The organism is Methanococcus voltae, assembly GCF_024807655.1.
Classification (GTDB): domain Archaea; phylum AGJL01; class Methanococci; order Methanococcales; family Methanococcaceae; genus Methanococcus; species Methanococcus voltae_D.
The window spans coordinates 76,707-101,733 of sequence record NZ_JANUCR010000006.1; the positions used below are offsets into that span (position 1 = coordinate 76,707).

18 protein-coding genes and 1 CRISPR repeat array are annotated in these 25,027 nt (G+C 25.7%); of the genes, 4 read left to right on the top strand and 14 right to left on the bottom strand.

Annotated features, from left to right (window positions below):
• Position 1: 1 nt before the first annotated feature.
• From J3E06_RS07440 to J3E06_RS07455, 4 genes are all read right to left on the bottom strand, one after another.
• Complete coding sequence (locus J3E06_RS07440) at positions 2-2,164, bottom strand: CorA family divalent cation transporter (RefSeq protein ID WP_013179924.1); 2,163 nt, start codon at positions 2,162-2,164, stop codon at positions 2-4.
• Between the two features lie 218 nt (positions 2,165-2,382).
• Positions 2,383-2,784: a hypothetical protein gene (locus tag J3E06_RS07445; RefSeq protein ID WP_013179925.1), complete on the bottom strand. Its 402-nt coding sequence runs from the start codon at positions 2,782-2,784 to the stop codon at positions 2,383-2,385.
• 176 nt (positions 2,785-2,960) lie between these two features.
• Positions 2,961-3,278, bottom strand: a complete 318-nt coding sequence (locus tag J3E06_RS07450; RefSeq protein ID WP_013179926.1) for a nucleoside triphosphate pyrophosphohydrolase — start codon at positions 3,276-3,278, stop codon at positions 2,961-2,963.
• Position 3,279: 1 nt separating this feature from the next.
• Positions 3,280-4,314: an HNH endonuclease domain-containing protein gene (locus J3E06_RS07455; RefSeq protein WP_013179927.1), complete on the bottom strand. Its 1,035-nt coding sequence runs from the start codon at positions 4,312-4,314 to the stop codon at positions 3,280-3,282.
• A gap of 105 nt (positions 4,315-4,419) precedes the next feature.
• Between J3E06_RS07455 and J3E06_RS07460 the strand changes: the two genes are divergently transcribed.
• Positions 4,420-5,103 carry a hypothetical protein gene (locus J3E06_RS07460; protein WP_013179928.1) on the top strand — a complete coding sequence of 228 codons (684 nt, stop codon included), beginning with the start codon at positions 4,420-4,422 and terminating at the stop codon, positions 5,101-5,103.
• Between the two features lie 441 nt (positions 5,104-5,544).
• Here J3E06_RS07460 and J3E06_RS07465 read toward each other — a convergent pair whose 3' ends face one another.
• Positions 5,545-6,837, bottom strand: coding sequence for an ATP-binding protein (locus tag J3E06_RS07465; protein ID WP_013179930.1), 1,293 nt, complete (start codon positions 6,835-6,837; stop codon positions 5,545-5,547).
• Positions 6,838-7,045: 208 nt separating this feature from the next.
• A complete protein-coding gene (locus J3E06_RS07470; RefSeq protein WP_013179931.1) occupies positions 7,046-10,303 on the bottom strand; it encodes an ATP-dependent helicase in 3,258 nt (1,085 codons plus the stop codon).
• 245 nt (positions 10,304-10,548) lie between these two features.
• Here J3E06_RS07470 and J3E06_RS07475 point away from each other — a divergent pair, with 245 nt between their 5' ends.
• The 3 genes from J3E06_RS07475 to J3E06_RS07485 all read left to right on the top strand — a co-directional run bounded on the left by J3E06_RS07475 (position 10,549) and on the right by J3E06_RS07485 (position 15,426).
• Positions 10,549-13,221, top strand: a complete 2,673-nt coding sequence (locus J3E06_RS07475) for a tetratricopeptide repeat protein (RefSeq protein WP_013179932.1) — start codon at positions 10,549-10,551, stop codon at positions 13,219-13,221.
• Positions 13,222-13,229: 8 nt separating this feature from the next.
• Positions 13,230-14,528 carry an McrC family protein gene (locus J3E06_RS07480; protein ID WP_013179933.1) on the top strand — a complete coding sequence of 433 codons (1,299 nt, stop codon included), beginning with the start codon at positions 13,230-13,232 and terminating at the stop codon, positions 14,526-14,528.
• Positions 14,529-15,144: 616 nt separating this feature from the next.
• A complete protein-coding gene (locus tag J3E06_RS07485) occupies positions 15,145-15,426 on the top strand; it encodes a hypothetical protein (protein ID WP_013179936.1) in 282 nt (93 codons plus the stop codon).
• A gap of 32 nt (positions 15,427-15,458) precedes the next feature.
• Here J3E06_RS07485 and J3E06_RS08525 read toward each other — a convergent pair whose 3' ends face one another.
• Genes J3E06_RS08525 through cmr1 form a run of 8 tightly spaced genes read right to left on the bottom strand, consistent with a single transcriptional unit; the run spans position 15,459 to position 23,475 of the window.
• The gene (locus tag J3E06_RS08525) at positions 15,459-15,653 is read right to left on the bottom strand and encodes a hypothetical protein (protein WP_418904721.1); all 195 of its coding nucleotides are present in this window, start codon (positions 15,651-15,653) and stop codon (positions 15,459-15,461) included.
• A gap of 49 nt (positions 15,654-15,702) precedes the next feature.
• On the bottom strand, positions 15,703-16,749 hold the full coding sequence (gene cmr6, locus J3E06_RS07490) for a type III-B CRISPR module RAMP protein Cmr6 (protein WP_013179937.1): 1,047 nt from the start codon (positions 16,747-16,749) through the stop codon (positions 15,703-15,705).
• A gap of 8 nt (positions 16,750-16,757) precedes the next feature.
• Positions 16,758-17,186 (bottom strand): type III-B CRISPR module-associated protein Cmr5, encoded by a 429-nt coding sequence (cmr5, locus tag J3E06_RS07495; RefSeq protein ID WP_013179938.1) that lies wholly within the window; start codon positions 17,184-17,186, stop codon positions 16,758-16,760.
• Between the two features lie 17 nt (positions 17,187-17,203).
• Positions 17,204-18,073: a type III-B CRISPR module RAMP protein Cmr4 gene (gene cmr4 / locus J3E06_RS07500; protein ID WP_013179939.1), complete on the bottom strand. Its 870-nt coding sequence runs from the start codon at positions 18,071-18,073 to the stop codon at positions 17,204-17,206.
• A gap of 12 nt (positions 18,074-18,085) precedes the next feature.
• The gene (locus J3E06_RS07505; RefSeq protein ID WP_013179940.1) at positions 18,086-19,462 is read right to left on the bottom strand and encodes a hypothetical protein; all 1,377 of its coding nucleotides are present in this window, start codon (positions 19,460-19,462) and stop codon (positions 18,086-18,088) included.
• An 8-nt stretch (positions 19,463-19,470) separates the two neighbouring features.
• Positions 19,471-20,541 carry a type III-B CRISPR module-associated Cmr3 family protein gene (locus tag J3E06_RS07510; protein WP_013179941.1) on the bottom strand — a complete coding sequence of 357 codons (1,071 nt, stop codon included), beginning with the start codon at positions 20,539-20,541 and terminating at the stop codon, positions 19,471-19,473.
• Positions 20,542-20,543: 2 nt separating this feature from the next.
• Positions 20,544-22,301 carry a Cas10/Cmr2 second palm domain-containing protein gene (locus J3E06_RS07515; RefSeq protein ID WP_013179942.1) on the bottom strand — a complete coding sequence of 586 codons (1,758 nt, stop codon included), beginning with the start codon at positions 22,299-22,301 and terminating at the stop codon, positions 20,544-20,546.
• On the bottom strand, positions 22,294-23,475 hold the full coding sequence (gene cmr1, locus J3E06_RS07520; protein ID WP_013179943.1) for a type III-B CRISPR module RAMP protein Cmr1: 1,182 nt from the start codon (positions 23,473-23,475) through the stop codon (positions 22,294-22,296). The genes J3E06_RS07515 and cmr1 overlap by 8 nt, the downstream gene beginning before the upstream one ends.
• A gap of 703 nt (positions 23,476-24,178) precedes the next feature.
• Positions 24,179-24,964: a CRISPR direct-repeat array (repeat unit 31 nt; unit sequence GTTTCAAATCTACTATAGTCTTATTTCTAGC).
• Positions 24,965-25,027 lie beyond the last annotated feature (63 nt).

Below are 25,027 nucleotides of genomic sequence, written 5' to 3' on the forward strand. Positions count from 1 at the left end.
TTTAATATTCATTGAATAATTTTCGAATTTTTTTACAGATATTTTTTTTATTAATAGTTTTGAAAATTGATTTTATATAAGTTATTATTGATTTTAAACCAGGCATGTTGATAAGTACGATAGAAATTATAAAAATTAATATAATATATATTATTTCTACAATTAAGTACAATATGGAATTATTTCCAATATAACCTGTTATATAACTCAATAATCCAAAATTTATGCCCAAAAATCCCGTTATTATTAGTATTACAATTGAAAGTAACATGTATTCTCTTAATTTTTTAATTGATACTTGACAATAATAATGGATATGCCATAATATATATAACAGTACAAATGGCAAAATTATAAAGTTAAATATCCATAGTAAAAACTCCGCATTGTACAACATTGTAAAGAATACATTTGAAGAATCCATACTAAATAGGGGGGTTAATCCATTTTGGTTAATTGCTGTGCTTGCACCGGTAAACATTGTTAGATTCATTCCAAAGAAACCTGTAAAAAATGTTGGTACGATAAATAAAGCCCCTAATATTGCCAAAAGGTTTATTTTTTCAGATGTCTTATTAGATTCTATTAATGTAACATATTGATGTAGTTCGTTCAATTCATTATCCAAATCTTTAAGATTTTGCGCTATATTCATACGGTCTTGTATAAGGTCGTACATTTCAATACCCTGTTCTTGTGCAGATACTTCATTAAAATACATACAATTTAAAAAGTTTATATACCTGCCATATAATGAACGAACGTTATTTAAATAATTGGTAAGCCCTTTACCTTCTAATCCTTTTCCATTTATGCCATTTTTTGAATTTTGAGAAATATCTTCGGAAAATTTTAATATAGAAGCCCTTTGAGCTAAACAGAGTTGAACCATTTCAAAATACATTGTTTTGAAGTGATTTACTAAAAATTTATTATTATCACAATATTCTGTCGTTAGCAATGCGAAAGAATACCTTGTAACACCATATAATGTTCCATAATTAGACCATCGGGTATAGGTATGTTTTTTATTTAATTCAGTTAATAATTTTTCATTTTGACAAGTACAAGAACCACCTGAATCCATAAACATAAATCTATGCCAATATTCATTACTTTCATAATTATAATCAGTACGTGTATTATATTCGTGATTATAGTTATTATTAAAGTTATTATTATTATAATTCAATAAGTTTTTATTTTCTGAGTTTTTAGCATTTTTTGAATCATCTAAATAATTTACTAAGTCATTATTTCCATACCAACACATTGTAAACATACGGTCATCAATAATTGGCTCAATACAAATTGATTCAGAATTACAGTTTCCTATAGTGTCAAAACTAGTACCTAATAAATCCATTATGGGTTTAGCCAATTTTACAGGATTTTGAAGTCCTTCAGTTGATTTAGTTATACTATTGTATTCTTCAAAATTTTCAGGATTTAAACTTGATATTTTTATTAAATTTGCTAAAAATTTAGTCTTGGGACCTTTTAAAATATTATTTTCACATAAATTTTCATTAACATATATTTGTTTGTCCAAAAGCCCCAAAAATTGAGGATAAATTCTTCTCCCATAATCATTAATATTAATGATATCTTCTTTTTCCGAATAATCATAATTGGATAAATGAATTGATAGTATTCCTACGCCAGTATTATAAATATTTAAATAAATTTTATCAATATTTAACTTATATTCTAGTTCATTAAAGTATAAATTTTCAGTATCATTTTTAGTATCCTCATCTTTTTTATAGAGTTTAAACGTATAGTCTTTATTTTTAAAATTTGGGTTTTTATATCGTATCACAGGATATTCTTTTTTTAAATATTTTTCTAATAATTTATTTTCATTATCTTTATATTTGTCATTTTCTTCGTTTAAATCTTCGACACCTTTTCCAAAAATTGCTTTTCTAACATTATTGTAAAAATAAACAAATTCATTATATTTTAAAGGTTCATTCACTTTATAATCATCAAATTTCCAATTATCATCATTTTTTAATATATTTGTTAATTTATGAACATCTAATTTTTCATCATAATTATTATAAATTTTTCCGGTCACATCTGTTAAATTCCACTTAAATGGTAACATAAAAATATGTTTGCTTACTGGTTCTTTTATACTGTTCTTGTCTTTATTCATACTCTACCTTTAAATACATAACTTACTAATAACTTAATAAAATTGACATATAATAGTTATAATATATATTTAATAAGATATAAAAATAGTCCTACGTACTCACAATACTAAGGACTAACAAAATATCGTTTTAAAAAAAGTTTCCTCACAGGTTGCAGGACCACGATGTAAGCAACGGTTTTAGTCCTGTGGATTAACTTAAGACTTATCTCGATGTATTATCGAGTTAGAGTATTGAAATTTGGTAAAAATACCCCATTTAGTAATTTTAAACATATTATTTGGAATGTATTCGTATTTAAACGATTAGCTATAAGCTCATCTAATAAATGTATCCAATTTTCATGTTCATGTTTATTATATTCTACAGGTATTTTAGTTTCAAAAATATATTCGATAAATTCCTTAGGATTTGCATATGATTTTACCGCAATATTTTTTTCAGGATATATGTTATTTAAACTACCTCGTAAAGCTTTTGAATCGATTACAATATGTTTTTCATAATCTTCGTTACTAAAATATCTTTTATAATCTGCCCATTCTTTGAATCCATGTAAAACCTTACAACATTTTAAATTATCAAAACAATATTCAAAGTTAGGGATATGAAATACCATGTTTTGAGAATCTAAGTGTAAATTCCATATGGGAACCCATTCTTCTTTTCTACCGAAGTTATCCCAAAAAAATTTTTAAACTTATGATTAATACCAACTAATGGGATATAAATTCTAAAATTATTAGTTCCATTTGACATATTTTCTATTTGTGAAAAATAATCAAATTTAACAACCTAAATTTCTGTAACATTTTCAAGGATTATCTTTTTTTCAAATCCCCCATTTTTTAATAATTTAGATTTTCTTACTTTTTCAACAGTTTCTAAATCAAAATTATTAATTTTAGATATTGAATATATAACTTCTAAAATATCTGCAAGTTCTTCTTCGCAAGGATTATCTTTAAATTCTGCAATTTCTTCGTTTAATTTTTCATAGAGCTTTATTTTATACTCTTCATCACTCGCAATATGAAAACTTGCTTTTTTACCGTCTTTTTCAATAATTTTTATAATATTATCCCTTACTAGTTTGTTGTGTTGAATTTTCATATTATCCCTTCGAAGCTATCCAAAATTTTCTAACATAGTCTTTTTTAATCGCTAAATTTAATTCCTTAGTAATTTTACTTGTAGAGTATATTGAATTTTCCAATTTTTTTAAGAGTAATATATTTCTATCTTCTAACTTTTCTATAGTATTTTCTGCAGGCGTTTTATTTGATTTACTCGAATTTATACATCTATTACAATAAACTAAATTCCATATGTCGTCAGAGTACATAAAAGACCAAGGTATAACGTGGTCGATTGAAGTTAAACCATCGGATAATTCTTCATTGCTATAAAAACAATACCTATTTTCATCTTCAAACTCACAGTCTAAAAACTTTTTAAATTTATTTAAGCTATTTCTTTTAATTTCGGACTGGTCAGATACTTTTACTTTTGAAGATATTCGGGGAGATAAGTTAAAACCTTCTAACATCTGAGTCCATCGATAATTTATTATTTGAAACATTAAATCAGAATATTTGTTTAAAATCATTGAATCTTCTAATTTAAAACTAACAGTCCTTTTTTCCCTATTTAATTCATAAATTTCATAAGTATTTTTATTTAATTTTTTAAATCTCCAAGCTACATTTTCAGGCAATACATTAGAAATCTTTTTTATGGTATTTTTGTAAGATTTTTCTAAACCTAACGCTTTAAAGTCTATTTTTTCATATTTTTTAGGATTATTTCCTGCAATAAGTTTGTATTCATTTATTAATTTTTTAACGTGCTGTATAATAACTGGTAATTTTGTAAGATTAGAACCTTGTACTAAATCGAAGTATATTGTTTGATTCCAATAATATTTTAAATAAAGTTCTGCAATTTCTTCGAAAGTAAACGTTATTGTTTCTTTTGAATTATATTGATTAATTGATTTATCTTTTAAATCCGTATTTAGAACGCATAGTTCTACCAAAGCCTTGGCCCATGCCATTTTATATGTATTATCATAACTACAGTTTGCTATTATGTTATTCCAAGTTGCTATATACTCGTTGATACTAATCCCCTCAATTATGCCGTACAATTTTATAAATATGAATTAGATTATTATTAATATATATGTTACGATATTAAATAATATTTTGGTATATAATTATATACTCATTAATATTTTGCGTAGGGGGAATTTATGGAAAAAACCGATTTGATAAAATTTAGAAAAAAATACAGTGAAGTAAGTTTAAAAATAAAAGATGAAATAATAGATTATTTTAATAATAAAAATGTTAATTCTTTAGAATCTTTAAAAGAAGTGTTAGAATTAAAAAAAATACCTTTAGAAGAATATCCTATTTTTTGGGAACTCAACAAGTTAACATATAATTATTCAACTTTTGAAGATGCACTTAATGAATATTTGGTAAAATCCGCTAAAACGTATTATTTAATGTTTGCTACTTTAAGAATACTAAAAAATAGAAAATTAATTGATTTTGAATACAATCAAGGATATGCTTATGAACATTATGAAGATATTTTTAATAAATTATCCAAAGAGTTACCTTTTATTTATGAAAAAAGCCCCTATAATACTATAAAATTATCTGAAAGCTTGATATACGATATATGTGCGGATTTAGACGAAATAAGTAACGATAAAAAAATTAAATCGATTAAAGAATCAACCCAAAATTCAGATGGAACTACTAAAAATAGGGAAAATAAAAGAATTAAAGAACTCACAGCGATAAATAATTTATTAGAAAAATTAAAAGAAATTAATCCATCATCTGAAAGTTATTATAATAAAGGTATTAGTGAAAATATAGAATATTTTAAAGAATTTATTTCTGGCGTTTATTCAAAGAACTAACACTAAATAAATAAACACCTTAAATTTTTTCAAAATCCAAAAAATTTGTGAGAGCAAGGATATATATAATATATTAATATTTAAAACGTCCTCGGCGGCACTTTATTATTATTTTTTAATATATAATTTAAAATAACAATTAAAATAAACAGATTTATCCGATTCATATCTAAAAATATCCCTTCATCTTTTAACGCTTCATTTTTATTCACTTCATCCCAAATCATTTTATTCACTTCGTTCATAAAATCCTTTATACTAAAATCTACGATTTTAGATATTTTAAAAATCTTTGATTTTTAAGATGATGGGCTTAGGGCTTGAGTCATATATCTTTCGGTTTGTATATAGTACGTGTTTTTGAACTATCTTCATTCAAAACGTAGGGAGAGAGGTTCGGTTCAACAATAATATTTTTCATAACGTAAATAATATTCATAATTAAATTTCAATATCGCAAAGCTTCCAAAACGGAATTAATTTAACTATAAATCCATCTTCATTTATTTCATCCTCTTGGTCAAACGTTATCAGATATAACTCATCACATTTAACTTTTTTTCCAATTTTAACAAGTTTTTTAATCTCTATATCGTAATTATCCATATTTAAATCATAACAAACATTTATAAGCTTAGAAATATGTTCATTTCTTTTTACTAAAAAGTCAACTTCCCCAATGTTATCTTCGTAATAAAAGATATTTTGATTTTCAACTAAACCTCTTCGTCTTAATTCAAGAAAGACTGCATTTTCAAGATATTTACCACTATCGGGTGAATTTTTAAAGTCATAAATGTTTATAAATCCATTATCTATTATATAAGATTTCATTAAGCTTAAACTACTTTCTTTTAAATTATGAGAGTATTTTTTTAATGGAAAAATTACATAAGAATCATTTAAATGGCTTAAATACTCATATAATGTATTTTTACTTACCTTAACGCCCATCGATTTAAAAGTATTTGCAAGCTTATTTATCGATACTTTCTTTGTATTTGAATTAATTAAAAATTTTAAGAATAAACGTAATGAATCAGTGTTTTTTACACCATAACGTTCGACTATATCCTTATAAATTACCATGTCAAGATAATTCTTTAAAATATCGTCCCTATTTTCTTCTTCAAGTACTACTTCAGGAAATCCTCCATAATTAAGATAGTTTTCCAAATGATATATTATTGTAGCGTGCTCTTGCTCAGTTAATACGTCAAATTCTGTATTTGTTTTATTTATTCCTTTAATTCCTTTAAATTCTAAATATTCCTTAAAAGATAGTGGAAATACTTCAACAGTTAAACTTCTACCCCTTAGTTGGGTTGCAATTTCTTTTGAAAGCAATTTTGAAGACGAACCAGTTAAATAAACCTTGTATTCTTCTTTTTCCACTAATCGTTTTACAATCAACTCAAAATTATCAATTTCTTGAATTTCGTCAAAGAAAAATGTTATCTTGTTATTGGGATACATCTCTTTTGAGACTTTTACAATTTCTCTTAACGTTTCCAAGGTTACAGGGAATATTCTATCGTCATCGAGTGGAAAAAATATAGCATCTTTGGTTTCTTTAAATAATTTCATCAATATAGACGTTTTTCCAGACCTTCTTATACCAACAACCGCAAGAGCTTTATTAGTCGTTGGCAAACTTATATTTCTTTCATTTAAAGTTATATCTTTTTGTGAATATTCTTTAATTATTGATTTTATAACATTTTTATCGTTCATAATTTCACCATTAAGTATAGTATTTATATACCTTTACTCATTTGAGAGTAAATATATTATGATTATTTACTTATATGAAAGTAAAGGTATATAAATATATAGAAATATCACATATGGTACATAAAGGTATTAAAATATAATAAAAATAATAATAATTAACATAATAAAAATAATAAAAAAATATAATAATTTTTTAAGTTTTTAAGTTTTATTCATTATTCAAATATTCACATATATTTTTATAATCGCAAAAATGACAATTTGATGGATTTTTAACAACCTCAAAGTCTTCATTCATTATTTTATCGATATAACTTTCAATATTTTGCTTAATTTCCTCAATTTTAGATTCTTCGATATCTAAAATAACGCTTTTAGCGATAGCGGGGTAAATATGCCCTATTTGAATAGGATATTTGCCATACTTCTCTTTAACAGCAATTGCATAAATTATCAATTGAATGTTATTCAACAACTTATTTTTAGATAGTGCCGTTTTTCCAGTTTTGTAATCCAGTACTATATAATTATCATCGGTTGTTTTATCTATTCTATCTATTATACCGTTTATAGTATGATTACATAAATTTATGCTAAATTTTTCCTCAACACTAATAATTTTATCAACATTATTTTTTTCAAACTCAAACCAGTAATTTAACATATTTAAACAGTTCGTCATTTGTTCATCATATTCTGTCTTTGAATCAAAATCTTGCTCTTTTAAATTTTCTAAAAGCATATTTTGAGCCATTTCAATTGTAATACGCTCATCGTTAATTTTTTTATCACCTAATATCTCAAATATCTTGTGAACGGTATTCCCTACTGAAAAGTAGGACTTTTTAGGTGTCGGTATCGATAATACGTTCTTATATTTAAACATTAAAGGACAACTGTCATAATCTACTATTTTAGATGGTGAAAAAGCCATATCTGGATTAACTAACGGAGGAAGTTGAATTTCATTGTTTATCAACCTTGTTATTTTTTCATCTTCATTATTATTAGTATTATTAGCGTTAGTAATATTCTCTTTATTAACTATATTACAATTTTTATCAAGTTTTAAAACGTCATTTAAATCAAAACCTGTCAAATTACCTGATTTTTCAACTTCATTTAATTTTGCAAGGGTAATAAGTGAATTTAAAGCTTTATCGTACATTTTATTTATGGTATATTTTGAAACTAATTTTTCATATTCGTTAATTTTTTTAGACAACAGTGTCTCAGAATAAACGTTATGGTTTTCAAATGGCTTTGATTCGATGAATTCTACTTTTTCATTATAAATATGGTTAATATATTCTAAAAACTCGCTTGGCTTTACATCTCGCTTATTTCCCGTATATCGTTTTGGATAAACCAAATACAGTTTTTTCATTGCTCTTGTCATTGCTACATATAGCAATCGCAATTCTTCTTCTTTATGTAATTCCTTTTCTGGAACATTGTTTTTAATACGGCTTTTCATTAATTCTACGGGTACGGTGAACTCTTTTGAGTTATAGCGTAAAGGTAGGTGCCTATCTGCAAGGTCCCCTATAAATACGACTTTTGCCTCTTTACCTTTTGATTGATGTATTGTCATTATTTTAACAGTATTACTATTGTCAAACTCATTTTCTTGTTGTATTTCTAAATTTGACAATATATTTAGATATTCCGAAATATTTTCAAATTCTAAATTAGATGTTTCTTCAAAATCTTCTACAACGTTTACAAGTGAATTTAACAAATGTATGTTTTTTCGAGATAATTTAGTATCGTTATAAGCTTCTATTTTATAAATATCGGTCTTTTTATTTAGCAAGTAGATTAAAGTGTCAGATGGTTTATGATTTTTCTTATAACATATTAATTCTTTAATATTTTCAAATATTTTTAATAATATGTCTTTATTTTTATCTTCAAGGTCTAAATTAAGGTTTAAATCAACGTTAGAATTGGTTAATGTATCTAATTCTTCGTTATTATCTTTATTATCTTTATTATCTTTATTATATTCATTATATTCATTATATTCATTAGTATATAACATCTGCAATGTATAATAAATACCGTCTCCTTCAGCATTTTTATAGCTTAATTCCTTTGCTTTTTGATTTATTTTTTGGATATCGTGTTCATCTACTCCTTCGCGGGTAAATATCCGTTTAAAATCTACACCTGATTCAAAAGGATTTGAAACCACATTTATGTATGCTAAAACGTCTTTAATTATCGGTTGCTCTTGTAAGTTGTGATTTCCAATGTATTCGCTCGGTATCATCCTATTTTTTAAGGCTTCACTGTATTTTTTACCGTCTTTTATCGTCCTTGTTAATATAAATATGTCTTTTGGTTCATATGTCAAATCATCGTCATTTTTAGTAGATATAAGCTTTTCAATTTCTTCCGCCACCCATTCGGCTTCACTGTAATCATCTGGAGTCTTTAAAATCTTTATTTTTTCTCCATTTCCGTCATGCGCCTTAGATTCTTTATTTTCTCGATTAGGATTGTTTTGTATCAATTCTTTTGATAATTCAACGATTTCATCCGTAGAACGGTAATTTACATCGAGTGTGATTTTTTCGAGTGCCGGGTATATATAATTCAATTCTTTAATATTTGTAAGGTATGCACCCCTAAAACGATAAATACACTGGTCATCGTCCGCTACGCAAGTTAAATTGTCATTTTTAACGAGTTTTGTTATTAAATCCAACTGTGCAAAGTTGGTATCTTGAAATTCATCCACAAGTATATAATCGTACCTATCTTGTAATTTCTTTTTAATTACTGTATTTTCCTTTAAAAGATTGCAAACAATACTAATCATATCATTATAGTCTATTAAACCATTTTTAAGCTTATATTCTTTATAAGCTTTGTAATATTTACATAAATCATATAATTTCTTTAATTCTTCGATTTTTTCTTCATCTTCTTCATTTGGCAATTGTGTCGTTATATAATTGTTTAGTTCCTCTGGAGATACTAAAAAGTCATAGAATTGAGAAATACCATCATATAATTTAGAAATTGCACCATATGAATTATTTTTAACCTTAATAGTTTCAAAATTAAACGAATCGATGTTTTTAACTCCAAAAACACAAGCGTGTTCTTTGGAAATTAGTTTTAAATTGCTACCCCGACCAATTTCAAAAGCAAATTCATTTATCAAATCATTACAAAATGAGTGAAACGTTGAAATAGATATGCCCGTATTTAGCCCTATTTCTTTTTCTACCCTCGTTAACATTTCATTTGCTGCTTTTTCCGAAAATGTAAGTGCTAATATCTTTTCAGGCTTTAAATTTTGGTTTTCGATTAGACTAATTATTTTATTTGTAATCGTAAATGTTTTCCCAGAGCCAGGACCTGCCAATATTAGCAATGGACCATTTGTGTATTCAATTGCACGTTTTTGTGATTCATTTGGTTCTCTTTTGGTTATTTCTATTTCATTAGACAAATTCCCACCTTTTAATAAATATGCTATTACATCGATAATTTTATTATCAGTTTATTATTTATTGATTTATTAGTTTATTAGTTTATTAGTTTATTATTTTTTTGTATTAATCTATTATATAAAAATTTACTTTTTAAAAAAATTGTAATTTACAAAAGTTTTATATAGATATATATGAATATATGAAATAACTAATGACTACTAATTAAAATAATATATTGAAATTTAAAAAATAAAGGAATAATATGGTAAAACAATCTAAGTTAGAAATAAAGTATAATTTAATGGATATACGTAGTAATGCAAAAGAATATGTCAAAATGAAAGAATATGAAAAAGCAAAAATCGTATTTGCTAAAGGTTTAAAAGAATATCCCAACGATATAGATCTGTTATATAATATGGCTAACGTATGCAAAATTCTCGAAGAATATGAAGAAGCCCTGAAATATTATATTAAAATTATAGAAATAAGTCCCCCCGATTGTCGTACAGTAAATTATATTTATTCCCATAAGTATGTTGGTGACATTTATTGTATATTAGAAAACTATGAAGAAGCTCTGAAATATTATGAAAAAGTTGGGGCATTCTACAGTACAGCTTATGATAAAAATGATTATCAAATATGGGGGGATTATGATTACCATTATGGGGAGAAAGGCTCACATATAAAGATTACTCAATCAACATATAATGACTTATTAGATTTTTTATCCAAAACCATTCAATTATGGCAAAATAATAAACTACTTTATTTTTATAAGGGTAATCTTTATCGATATTTTACAGAATATGAAAAAGCCCTAGAATGTTACAATAAAGCTTTAGACGTAGACTCTAAATATACTGTTGTATGGTGCAATAAAGGAAATGTATACCATAATATGAAAGAATATGAAAAAGCCCTAGAATGTTACAATAAAGCTTTAGACGTAGACTCTAAATATACTGTTGTATGGTGCAATAAAGGAAATGTATACCATAATATGAAAGAATATGAAAAAGCCCTAGAATGTTACAATAAAGCTTTAGACGTAGACTCTGAAAATGTAATATATTTGCATCATAAAGCAATTACTTTAGAATGGTTGGGGAGATACGAAAAGGCCTTATCATGCTACTATAAAGCTTTAAAACTATATACTGGCTACAGTTATATATTGGACAATAGTAGAGACACTATTGACGAATTGATAATAAATAGTAACGATAAAGGAGTGAGTATTAGCTATAGCTTTTTATGGAGTATACTGGGAGATCAGTATCATGAATATGGAAGATATGGAGAAGCCATAATACGCTATGATAAGGCTATAAAATTAAATCCTAATCACATAGATGCTTTACGCCATAAAGCAATTGCTTTGGAAAAGCTGGGAAGGTACGAAGAAGCAAAAGAATGCTATGAACAAATAAAGGGTATGGATATGGAAGAAACGGCATATGATTTAGACTATCCATTAAATCAAATACTTTACGGACCGCCAGGGACTGGGAAGACATACAATACAATTGCAAAAGCAGTTCAAATTATCGATAATTTAGATGAAAATCAAATAAAAGAAATGACCAGAAATGAAATAATTCAAAGATACGAAGAATTAAAAGAAAATGGTCAAATTGAATTTATAACATTCCATCAATCGTATAGTTATGAAGATTTCATCGAAGGAATTAATCCAGAAACTGACGAACAAGGAAATATATCTTATATTATAAAAGATGGAATTTTTAAAGAAATATGCAACAAAGCACTTAAAAATTATAAAAATAGTAATAACACTAATTTGAATAATAGATTAGATTTTAAAGAAGCTTTTGAAAAATTAACTGAAGATACTAACTTTATTGACGGAGAAACTCTAAAAATTGAGACTAAACAATCATACTATAATATAACAGACGTAACGAATACTACAATTCGTTTTGATAAAAAAAATGGTAGTTCAAAACATAGTTTATGTATTGCAACGTTAAAGGATATGTATAATCATAAAACTACGGATAAAATATTAACGGGCGGTTTAAAAACGTATTATGATGGTTTATTAAATAAACTAAATAATATAAATGAAATATCGGAAAATACTCCTAAAAAAGTAGAAAATTTAAAAAATTACGTTCTTATAATAGATGAAATAAACAGGGGCAATATTTCAAAGATATTTGGTGAATTAATAACATTATTAGAAGAAGATAAGCGAATAGGGGATAAAAACGAGATTAGAACAACATTGCCATACTCACAAGATACTTTCGGAGTTCCAAATAACTTATATATTATAGGTACTATGAACACCGCAGACCGTTCTATTGCTTTAATAGATACTGCTTTAAGAAGAAGGTTCCATTTTGAAGAAATAATGCCAAATTCCGAACTTTTAAAGGATTTAGTTGTAAAAGATATAAATATAAGCAAAATGTTAACTGCAATAAATCAAAGAATAGAATATTTATACGGAAGAGACCAAACAATCGGGCATGCTTACTTTATGAATCTTTTTGATATAGAAGATGAAGATGAACAGTTTAAAGAGCTAATTAATATCTTTGAAAATAAGATTATCCCATTATTACAAGAATATTCACACGAAAATTGGGAAAATATACAAATCATACTTAGAGACCATTATAAACATTTTAAATTAAATAAAGAATTAAAAGAATATGACGATGAATTACAAAATAATAGATTAATACAAAGTAAAATATGTTCAAAAATGGATTTAATAGGATTTGACCATGATGATTATGAAGATTGTATAACATATCGAGTAAATCCTAATATAAACAGTTCTGAAGCGTTTATAAAAATTTACGATGGCAATATTATAAAGGATATTAATAAAACTATTGAAAATAAAGAAAATAAAGAAAATAAAGATAAAAAAGACACCGATAGAGATAATATTTAGGTCATTTTATGTTAAAAAATCACAAATCTAAAAATTTTGTAATTACTGAATACGGATTTATTGCAAAAAGAATGGAAAATAAACAAGAAGATGACCATATTATACTTAAAAAAGATTTATTTGATAGTTTAAAACTCTGTATTTTAAAAGAAGGCTACGATGACTTTTTAACAATTAGTTATCAGAAAAATCACGGTGAAATTTTAAAGGCTAAGAATTATGTGGGATTAATTCAAATGAAAAATGGATTAACGATTGAAATACTTCCCAAAATACATAATAATAGCTTTAAAGACTTAAAACCAAATGAAAGGATAATTAAAACAAGGAAAATATTTCTAAAAATGCTAAAAACCTTAAAAGACTCACCGTTTAAAAAACTTAATCATTCAAACTTAAAAAGTGAGAATTTACCAATAAATGAAATATTTATCAAAATGTTTTTAGATGAATTAGACGTTTTATATAAAAAAGGTTTAAAATCAGATTATAAAACAGTTGAAAAGAATCTAAACGTTTTAAAAGGGCGTTTAAAGTTCAAAGAAAATATTAAGCATAATTACATTCATAAAGAAAGGTTTTTTGTAGAGTATGATGAATTTATAAAGGATATGCCAGAAAATAGGCTTATAAAATCCACTTTAAATTTACTAAATCATATTTCTAAAAATCCGCAAAATCTTAAAAGAATAAACGAATACATTCACATCTTTAAAATAAATGAAGTGTATCGTTCAAAAAATGTTGAAAAGGACTTTAAATATTGCAAAAATAAAAATAATCGATTAATGACACATTATTCAAATATAATGAATTACTGTAATGTATTCTTAAAAAATCAAAGTTTCAGTAGTTTTAAGGGTTCAAAAGTAGCTTTTGCACTCCTTTATCCAATGGAAAAGGTTTTTGAAAGCTATGTAACACATAGTGTTAAAAAAATGGATAAATTTGATTATGTAAATGCCCAACATTCTAAATATCATCTTGCAAGGTTTGAAGATGAAAACAGTTGTAAAAACTTGTTTAAGTTGCGACCAGATGTTTATGCTGAATCAGAAGATATTATATATTTATTAGATGCTAAATGGAAACTTTTGGACGTAAATGCCCCTAATTTTGGAGTTTCTCAAAGTGACGCTTATCAATTATTATCTTATGCAAAAATATATGAAAATAAATGTGGTAAACCTGTAAAATTGGGATTAATTTACCCCAAAACTGATAAATTTGTCGATAAAAAGTATTTAACGTGTAATGATTGTAATAACGTTGAATTGATTATTTATCCTTTTGATTTAGGTAATTAACACTTAATATATTATTTAAATAAAGTATTATTTAAATAAAGTGCTATTACTTAAGAAATAATCTAAAATTAAATATCCTCTTTTTTTAAATTTTGTAAATATATTTTAAAGATATCTCCGCATCAATATCAGATTTTACAGATACAATAATTGCTAAAACTGTAAAATAAATACCCTATAAAGCTATCATTAAACCAATGAATACAGATAATACATTTAAATCTAATATTTCAGTCAATGACAATTTACCAATAAATAAATTTTCAAACAAATCAAACACCACATTATGCATAGAATTTTATTTTAACATTTAAATTATCTTTTTCATTAAATTCAAAGGTTATATCATTTATTTTATAAATATTATAAATTTATATTTTTATATTTTTATAATTTTATAAATATATAATTATCTAAAATAATTGTTTCATAATTAACGATATTAAAATATATATTAAAAAGATATGCGTCAGATTCTTTTAACCTGAAAGCTCAATAAGTATAAATAAAGATAATTTAATGTCCCAAGTGAATGGTAGACTTAATGAAAATATTTATACCTTATTTAGTGAAAAAGAAAACTATTTTAAAAAATTGAAGGAATTACCTAAGAAATATGCAATATATTAAAGATGAATTAAAAGAAATATCTTCGGGAAAAGAAACAATATTTGGTAGTTTAGAAAATACTCGTTGTGCAAGAGTATTACTTGGAAAATTTGATTTAGATGAAGAAGTACATCACCCTAACGAAACAAGAAGTTGTTATACTCAGAAAGAAATTAGGGAAAGTATAAATCTAGTTAAAGAATTTATAAAAGAAGTTGATAGTATAAAAAAAGAAGTAGAGAAAAATAAACTCAAAGAGAAATTAGGGAAATATAAAAAGATTAAATAAAATTATAATAATATATTCAAAAAATAAAAAAATTATAGAATACTTTCTTCTATATCTTTAAATTTAGAAACTGCTTTGAATAATACATTTTCTCCAGAAATAGCTTCAAAGTGTTTTTTAGCACATTCAATTTTTATAGTTTCTATTTTTCTTAAGTTTATATCTTCAATATCACCTTTTGACTCAAAAACACAATATGCATTTTTTATATTTGTATTTTTATCAATTTAGTACTATCAAAATTAACCATATACTAACTTTTATTATTTATATTTTTTATTCTTCAGTAAGTGTTCCTATACCATATCCCGATGTAGATTTTGCACCAAAACCTTGTATTTTCAAACATTCGCTTAATTCATCAAATAGCCAATCTATAAGTTGTTTTGATTTATCTGTATTTTTATCATCAAAAGGTTCTAACAAATCATTTTCAAGTTTTTCAAGTTCATTATTATAATCCAATAAACCGAAATATATATTAAATTCTCCGTTAAATGTTATGAAATTTATGGGGTTGGGATTTTCAGTATCTTCAGGTGCTCCATTACCACCATAATATTTAGGATAGTGTGGATTCATAATATCAAGTTTCATTGTTGGTTTATTGGAATATGAATCCATAAACACTATATTACCCATATTTTCTTCTGAACCAAAAATATATTTAAATATATTATTTTTAAGAGCTTCTTCTTCTTTTTCATTGAAATATTTAGTAATAATCCAATTTCTTAAATTTCCTTTTATTGCTTGCCCTGGTATATATGGAACTCCATATATGTGGTGCAATGTTGAGGAAGTTTCTAAAACGTGAGTATTTCCCAAACCTACTGCCATTCTATTGGCTACTTTAAAAGTTCTGCAAGCATAATTATTATCAAATAACTTTTTGGATATGTCCTCCATATTTTCTTGAGGTTTTGTACTATGTTTATATGAATTACTAATATATTTTAAATCATTATTAGACTTAGTATATTTTTTATCTTTACTATTCCCATCATTATATTTAAAATACCCATATTTATTAAACGTTAATCCAAAATTAATATTATTGGAGTTATTTTTCAAATTAAATATATTGTTTAGTTCCTTACGTTGAAAGATGGTAGTATTATTTGTATTGTCTTTAGAAATTTTTTCACCCCCTTTATTATCTTTTTTTGAATTATTATAATTCTTATTTTGATTATTATTTTGATTTTTTGAATTAGTGGGTTTATTGCTCTTCTTTTTAGCTTGTTCTTTTAAATATTCTTCTTTTTGCATATCTCGAAAATTTAACTTTATTCTTTTATTATTAGGGGCTTTTTCTGTCATATTAACCCCTATTCTATATTTTCATTATTATTTTTTGAATTTGAATTATTATTATCTTCAATCATTCCTTCTGCAAATCTCTTTAACCAACCAATTAATCCCAATGTTCGCTCTGTCGCTAACATGTAGTTTGCAGTGTCTAAGCCACATAATTCATCTAAAAAGTCCTTACCATTTTTTTTAATTAATTTATCTACAACTGGTTCTTTTGAAAAATATTCTTCAATATGTTTAAGTAAAAATTTGTAAGCTTCTTCTTCTTTTTCCTTTTTAGAATTGTAAAAAGCTATCGTATTAACTAAACCATTTACTTTAATGTACATTGGTGCACTTCTTGCATAACTTTTGTAATTTTTATTCAATTTATCATTTTTTTCATTGGTAACCTTTTTTACACAATCAAAAGCATATCTTGCAGTATTATTCCATTCACTCATTTTTTTCACCCCCTTAATTATAACTTTAAAGGTTTAACAATTCCTTTTCCTAACGTAGTATTTCCACCAATTTGCATATATTTTGGTAACTTGTTGCAAACTATATCTATCACATTATTTTCATTAGATAATACGCCCTCAATTTTTTTAAATGGATTACTTGCTAATGCGATTGTGTACATTATAGTTTCAGAAGGTAGGTATTCCTCGGTAAATAATGCCCCGTTCACTACAATACCAGTTTTAGGGTCTATTTTAGTTCTTGTGATAACTTCCGTTGCATAATTTACAAAATATTTAAATACATCATCGGAAACTATTGCAAGATTTTTATCATTTAGTTCAAATAAATTATTTAAATCTTTAAGTTTATCATTTGATTTTTCTTTAAAAACATATTCTTCAAGAATAACTTTATCTTTAATTTTTAAATTATCATTATTGATAATAATTTCTTTATTACTTGTAGTTAAATTTTTTAAATATTTTATTTCTTCCAACAGTTTGTTATCCTTTTTATCGCAAATTTTCGTTAAATAGTCCAAATCTTCATAAAATCTTTTTAAAACTTTTGGGCAAGTTATTAAAGCAAAAGTACCTTTTGCAGACTTCACGGGAAAGAATAAAAGTCTTGCATCGGTAAAAGCAATGCAACTTGAATGTTCATTTCCGGACTCTGGACCAAAAATTGCATCTAAACAATTTTTTTCTACCTTTTCCACAAATTTTTGTCTAATTGCCCCCTTTAAACTTGATGCTTCTATTTTAGGATAGCTTGTGTGTCTTTCTCTTTGTATTGGTTGGTCTACAACCCCTAAATCTGAACCACTGCCAACGTGCACTGGTGAAATTGCTTTAAATCCTATAATTTTACCTGTTTTATACATAGTTTTCCCCCTTTATTTTAAATATTTTTTTAAGATATTATTGCCACATGTTAATTTATCAATACCAATGACTTCTAAACCCGCTCTTCTTGCAGAGTTGTATGCACTTCGTATATATTCATAATCTTTATCGAATAAGTAAGCATATGTTCCTTTGCTATCTTTGGTATGTATTGCACCCAGTTCAGCGTCAGTTAATGGATTTATTAGTATTGGCAATCCATAAACTCCGCAAGTTGCATATGTGGAATAGTTATGACTTTTTGCAACATCTCCGGACATTCCGCCAGATTTGCATTCAATTATTATTAATTTACCTTTTTTAGTTAATAGTATTATATCAAATTCATCTATTTGATGCCCATCAACGATATCCTCTTTATTTGCAAAATTAATTTTATAACTGTGTTTCATTTCCAAAATTGTATTTTTTTCTTCATCTTTATGATATTTATTATATAATACGGCATAAACCATTTTTTCAAGAATATATCCAAAAAAAACAGTTCCTTTTGGTTTTTTACTCCAATCTTCTTTTAATTTTTTAAATACCTCTTCATTATTTATTAATTTTTTAAATTCATTATTTTCATCATCTGAAAAATCTAAATTATTACCCTGTTTATTTGAATTTATAAAATATTCCCTCAATTCTTGATTTTTTATATATAAGTCATAAAGTTTACCATATTGGCTTATTTCATCATCCGACATGTTAAAAGGTTCTTCTTTGGTATCATTATTCTTATTATTTCCATTTTTATTATCATTATCCCGAAAACCTGCTAATTTTAAACAATCTTCAATTGTAAGATTTTCATCGTAGTTTTGATTAAATAATTTTTTAACTTTTAAACCGGGTTTTGAATAATCTACTTTTAATAATTTAACATCACCCATATTTCCTTCTAAATAACACAATAAGTCATTATTTCTATTATTCTCTTTAATAAATTTATGAATAGCCATGACCGTTGACCGTTGACCGCCCGTAATGTTCCATATAAGTTTTTCATCTTTCGATAAATCATATTTAGGTTTTTTGTTTTCATCTTTCGATAAATCATATTTAGGTTTTTTGTGATCGTTTAAATCATCTTCCAACCTGTTAAAACATTTTATAATCAAATCAATATTCCCTATCTTATCGTCGGATATAATTATGTCTATTATCTTATCTTCGCTTATAAGGTTTTTATTTTTGATAACTTCTTTTAAATTCTTGTCCCATCTATTATTGTTGTGCAAGTTATTCGAGTTAGTTTCGAATGTTATATTATAAATTTTATCAATAAGTTTATTTTCACAAAATCTTTGAATAATATTATAGTTTACATATTGATTTAATGTTGAACAAATTACTAAATTATATTTTTCATTATTATTCATAATCACACCTATAATCCAATTATTTCATACTTACCGAAGCCTTGATATTCTTTAACGGTATTTAATTCTTTATTCAATAATTCTTTTAGTTTTTTAGATTCAGTTTTTTCATTATATTTAACAATATAACAAGAACCTGCACCTATTGCCTTTACTTTATCTTTTTGGCAGTTCTTTTTCATATCATAACCACCAACTATAAAAGACCCGTTAAATTTTACACAAATTATTTTGAAATTACTTTTTTCTAATACTTCTTTTAATTCGTTGTTCTGTAAAATTGCAGATGTTTTAAAATACATCGCAAATAAATCGGTATAATTATCTTCCCCTTCATCAAATTTTTGAACGTTTTTTATTCGCAAATATCTTTTAGAGTCCATCATAGCATATTTAGAAACATTGGATTCCCCACCTAATTTTAAGAATCCTTTTTCTTCTTTAAATTTATAATCCTCATGTATCTCTACTTCTACAACAATTGAATAATTTTCATTAAATTCAGTCACGTCAGTGTTATAAAGCATTGATTCTTCTGAAATTCCTGTATTATTATTAATTTTAATACCGATTTTAGGATATTGTTTTAATAATCTTTCTGAGGGGATTAAATTACTTTTAGAAACACTTTCGAATAAATTTTCATAGTAAGTATGATAGCTAGTAGAACTTTCTGTATAATCACCATCATGACTGGGAATATACTTAATTTCATTATTTGATGAAATTACGCCTTCTTCATCTAAATTAATAAAACTTTTTGGATACTCAGCACTAAAACTATTTTTTTCTTTTAGACATATTGAAGGTGCGGGAACTATAAACGAAGTACCGTCATACAGCATAATATCCTCAATAGTCAATATTTCAGCTAATTTATCATTAGTTAAATTTTCATTTTTCACTTTTTTACTAAGTTCTGTATTATCTGCCATTAATTTTGCGAATAAAGCTCCCCAGATAGTTGAAGGGTTTGGTAATAAGTAACTTTCCGCCCAAGTGTCTTTTCCTTTGGTAAATCGATTGCCTTTCCTAAAAAATAAAGGGTTTTGAGGTGCTATTTTAATATAATATTTCATTATTATTCACCCCTTTGGTTTTCGTTATTATTATTATTCGTATCATCTTCTTTATAATATTTTTTTAATTTATCTGCAATATATACCAAATTTGCCAGGTTTTCAATGGATATTTTACGATTATTAGAATTTTTGTCAATGTAATTATTTAATAATGTGTATATTTCCATTTTAATAAGTTCTTTATCATCTGAATTATTTAAATTACTTAAACTTCTTCCAATAAGTCTTTTTAATTCATAATTTGTCATTTGACTAATTTTTGGATATTCTACATCAGTTAAAGATGTATTTCCCATATCAAAGAATTTAGGGAACTCTACTTCTAAGTTGGTTATAAATTTGCTAGATAATCCATTATTTAAATGATATATAAGTTTAAAAATATCTTTATAGTTCTTATTTTTAAGAAATACTCTGTTTAAATTTCCGCTACCTGTTATGTAAGTTATACACATTCCATCTTTTGAATCTTCCCTATTTTTACAAAGTGCTAAACTTTCCCTTCCTATTCTTAGTACTTTTTTAAGTGGTGTTTTGTGATGTGCTATTACTATTGAATATGATTTTGTGATTTTTTCATTTTTATTTAAATAATTAGAAAGTTTTTCATTTATGCCAGTATAATGATTTTCTTCAATCTGTTCAATAGCTTCTTTTAGATATTTTAAACCTACAAATCCTAAAAAGTCGTCACCGCCCGAATAAACTGCATTGCCGTATGGCAAAATACCTGTTGATACATTTGCACCGAACTCTGATTGTGCCTTAGATAATTTTTTTTGGAATTCTTTTAAATTTACTCCTTTTCGATATTCGTCTTTTAAAATACTACTATTTCCACTTATGATTTTGCCCATGTTATCGCCATCGAACATTATCATAGCATAATATCTGCAAAGTTCCGAATCTTCTTTTACTTCGTAGCCTTTTTTTCGCATATGGTCTAAAAATTCATTCCTACATTTTTTTTGAAATGTTTGTTCTTTTGATTCTTTTGGTAAATTATCTATTGTTTCAGGAAATACGCACTGTATATCAAATTTATTGGAATTATTCTTATTTTTATCTTTTAAAGAATCTTTAAAGTCTTGAATATCTTTTTTTTCAAAGTTTGAATATAGCGCATAATCTGATAAACTTATATTATTTAATTCGTCATGTACCTCATATTCCCTTTTAATATTACAAATTTCACATAACTGATATTTGCCTTCGGATTTAAGTTTTGTGGCAATTCTTTCCCCACAAATTACACAATTATTGGACGAGCGAGTTCCTTTTTTATTATACAATTCGTTATTTTTTTCAATTTGTTTAATGGGCGTATATTTTTTAATTCCATCTAAATAATAAACTGCTTTTGAATAAATTTCTTTATAATTTTCTTCATTTTCGTAAGGAACTAATATATAGGTAAGTTTTAAAATTTCTTTTAATTCTTCCTTAACAAGTTCATTAGAATTTATTACTTCATTCAAATAATTATTTTCAATATTTTTAAAAGTACTTTTATCAAACTTTCCGTTTTCAATTGTAAAAACAATTTTATTTGGAATATTATTTACAGTAATATTTTCAATTTTTTCAGTATTTGGATAAATTACATTTATTTTATCTTTTAATTTATTAATTATATTTTGTATAATATTTGAAATAATTTTACTACCTTTATAAAGGTCTTTTACTTCTTCCGCCTGTTCTATGTACGATTGAACTGGTGAAACCGTTATTATACCAAGATATTTTTTGTTAGTCATTTAAATCCCTTCGTATGGCACCGCAAAATGTATCTTGTGCGGAATTTTTATACCCTTTATTATGTTCGTCATGGGGTCCCGATAATTTAGTAATAATTAATTCATAATCGTTATTTTTGGCATTTTCTTTTTTAAATAAAGATATACAAGAAGGTGAAGCATACCTTTCACCATTTTTCGTATGACCATTGTAATAATTTTTGTGTTTGTGTGTAATATCCCCAATAGCACCTAAAATACCATCTAACGGTTTTTTTATTGGTTTTATAGTTATTTCTTTAACAATTGGTCTACTTTTTGATGTGGGCGTATTTTTTATTAGTATACGTTCATCTGAAAAATTATAATATTCGGATATTCCTAATTTTTCAAAATTTTCTTTTAATAATTCCATTGTAGATTTATTGATTATTGAAAAGTCGTCAGTTAATCTAAAACAGCCAGCTCCTCGCCTGGTTCTTCCACCAACCCCCCCTAAAATTGTATATATTATAAAAAGGGATTTTAATTGTTCTAATGTCATATTGGAATTTTTTTGAAGATGTAGCGTAATTTTAAATTTTCCACTTTCAAAAGCATCTTTTTTAAAATTTTTATGCCCCAAATATTTTTTTGAATAAATATTTAGTGTATCTTTACCAGTTTCATTTTTGGTAGTTGTGTACATTATATTCACATAAACCTTACTTTTAAACGCTTTATCTCCATCAACGCCTCCAAAAATTTCAAATTCTTTTTTTCGCAAGTTTTTCATGTAATAAATATAATATAATTCTAATAATTTTTTATCACTCTTTTGTATATCCCTAATTAATTTTTGAATTTTTTCTTTCTCAATGACATCCGTATTTTTTGGAATAGTATTACTGGTTAAAAATTTTTTAATATCATCAACAGTTATAAAATCTGGTAATTTATATTCACTGTATTTATCGCTCTTACTTACTTTACCTAACAAACTTTTCAACGCATAGGCATCGTCAAACGTTTCTTTTAAAAATTTTTCAAATTCTTCTTTTGTTAATTCGGGCTGTAAAGCTCTCCACCAGAATCGTAAAGCTCCACGAATTGATGAAGCCCTTATTTCTGGACTTTCTTTATCCGCACCATAACAAAAAATAGGCGATATAATTTCGCAATTAAAATTTAAAGTTTCATATGGGTTTTCCACCATAAAATCCCCCTAAAAAGTTATAAAATAAAAATTTAATTATTGATAATTTAGTTGAAATTAAATATGTAATATATTATTTTTTATAAAATATATATGTTGTGATTTAACTTAAAAGTTGCAATTGCAAATAATATTGATAGGATTTAATATTGTAATATCTAAAAACTAGTAGTCCTACGTATTCACAATACTAAGCACTAAAAAAATATCGTTTTAAAAAAAAATTTACACATAACGCAAAGGACTATCCTTAATCAACTGTTTTAGTCCTGCGGATTACATTAAGACTTATCTCGATGGATTATCGATATAATAATTCATTTTTTACAAAATTTACAAAAAAGTTTTATGAATTCTTTAATCTTGAAAAAAAGTTTACTATGAAGTTTCCCTCTGCCAATCCCGTTGGATTTTGTCCAACCCGTGTTCAAATCGCGTTCTCCGCGTATTCTTTTATTTAACGTATTTTTTGAAGTTTAAATTTTAGATTTTTAAGAAATTAACGGGATAATTTTTGCAACTAGTCCGTTTTTCTTATAAGAAATAAGACTATATTAAGTTTATTATTAGATTTAAAAGGCATTTTACAATTTTCGTTTTCGGAAAAGTTCACGACAGTGCAACGGGATTAAGACGAAGTTCTCACTTTTATGCCTTAAAAGAAAAATAATATATTGTAATGTAATATATGTTCTTCGATTAAGTTTCAAATCTACTATAGTCTTATTTCTAGCAGTTACATTACCCGCTTGGGGTCCTCTTGTAATTGGTTTCAAATCTACTATAGTCTTATTTCTAGCTGCGGTTCTATGCTTTGCTTTACTGCCTTCATAGTATGCGTTTCAATCTACTATAGTCTTATTTCTAGCAAGCTTAATAGCCATATCTATTTTTGATTTATCAACCCGTTTCAAATCTACTATAGTCTTATTTCTAGCATTCAGAATGGAAAATAATTCCTCATTTGGATATTGAGTTTCAAATCTACTATAGTCTTATTTCTAGCAGTTACATTACCCGCTTGGGGTCCTCTTGTAATTGGTTTCAAATCTACTATAGTCTTATTTCTAGCGTTAGCAAGTTCTCAAATGCCTACGAGTGCAACAAATACCAGAAGTTTCAAATCTACTATAGTCTTATTTCTAGCATATCCAGAATATTCTTCTGCAGAAATTCCACCGATGCGTTTCAAATCTACTATAGTCTTATTTCTAGCACTCTGCAAGGTTTGCTTTGCCTAAGTCTGAATTGGGTAGTTTCAAATCTACTATAGTCTTATTTCTAGCAGGAATAAGTAAAGGTCTTAGTAGTGGGGGCAATAGGTTTCAAATCTACTATAGTCTTATTTCTAGCATATATAAAAGTAGTGTATAATGTCGCAATAATAAGTTTCAAATCTACTATAGTCTTATTTCTAGCTTATCTGTGCAATAGTATTCATAATAATAGCAGGAGCTAGTTTCAAATCTACTATAGTCTTATTTCTAGCTTATCTGTGCAATAGTATTCATAATAATAGCAGGAGCTAGTTTCAAATCTACTATAGTCTTAT

What these genes read in the sequence shown, in the direction of transcription:
- J3E06_RS07440 (WP_013179924.1), bottom strand. Translation starts at nt 2,164, where the DNA reads ATGAATAAAGACAAGAACAGTATAAAAGAACCAGTAAGCAAACATATT.
- J3E06_RS07445 (WP_013179925.1), bottom strand. Translation starts at nt 2,784, where the DNA reads ATGGTATTTCATATCCCTAACTTTGAATATTGTTTTGATAATTTAAAA.
- J3E06_RS07450 (WP_013179926.1), bottom strand. Translation starts at nt 3,278, where the DNA reads ATGAAAATTCAACACAACAAACTAGTAAGGGATAATATTATAAAAATT.
- J3E06_RS07460 (WP_013179928.1), top strand. Translation starts at nt 4,420, where the DNA reads ATGGAAAAAACCGATTTGATAAAATTTAGAAAAAAATACAGTGAAGTA.
- J3E06_RS07465 (WP_013179930.1), bottom strand. Translation starts at nt 6,837, where the DNA reads ATGAACGATAAAAATGTTATAAAATCAATAATTAAAGAATATTCACAA.
- J3E06_RS07475 (WP_013179932.1), top strand. Translation starts at nt 10,549, where the DNA reads ATGGTAAAACAATCTAAGTTAGAAATAAAGTATAATTTAATGGATATA.
- J3E06_RS07480 (WP_013179933.1), top strand. Translation starts at nt 13,230, where the DNA reads ATGTTAAAAAATCACAAATCTAAAAATTTTGTAATTACTGAATACGGA.
- J3E06_RS07485 (WP_013179936.1), top strand. Translation starts at nt 15,145, where the DNA reads ATGCAATATATTAAAGATGAATTAAAAGAAATATCTTCGGGAAAAGAA.
- cmr6 (WP_013179937.1), bottom strand. Translation starts at nt 16,749, where the DNA reads ATGACAGAAAAAGCCCCTAATAATAAAAGAATAAAGTTAAATTTTCGA.
- cmr5 (WP_013179938.1), bottom strand. Translation starts at nt 17,186, where the DNA reads ATGAGTGAATGGAATAATACTGCAAGATATGCTTTTGATTGTGTAAAA.
- cmr4 (WP_013179939.1), bottom strand. Translation starts at nt 18,073, where the DNA reads ATGTATAAAACAGGTAAAATTATAGGATTTAAAGCAATTTCACCAGTG.
- J3E06_RS07505 (WP_013179940.1), bottom strand. Translation starts at nt 19,462, where the DNA reads ATGAATAATAATGAAAAATATAATTTAGTAATTTGTTCAACATTAAAT.
- J3E06_RS07510 (WP_013179941.1), bottom strand. Translation starts at nt 20,541, where the DNA reads ATGAAATATTATATTAAAATAGCACCTCAAAACCCTTTATTTTTTAGG.
- J3E06_RS07515 (WP_013179942.1), bottom strand. Translation starts at nt 22,301, where the DNA reads ATGACTAACAAAAAATATCTTGGTATAATAACGGTTTCACCAGTTCAA.
- cmr1 (WP_013179943.1), bottom strand. Translation starts at nt 23,475, where the DNA reads ATGGTGGAAAACCCATATGAAACTTTAAATTTTAATTGCGAAATTATA.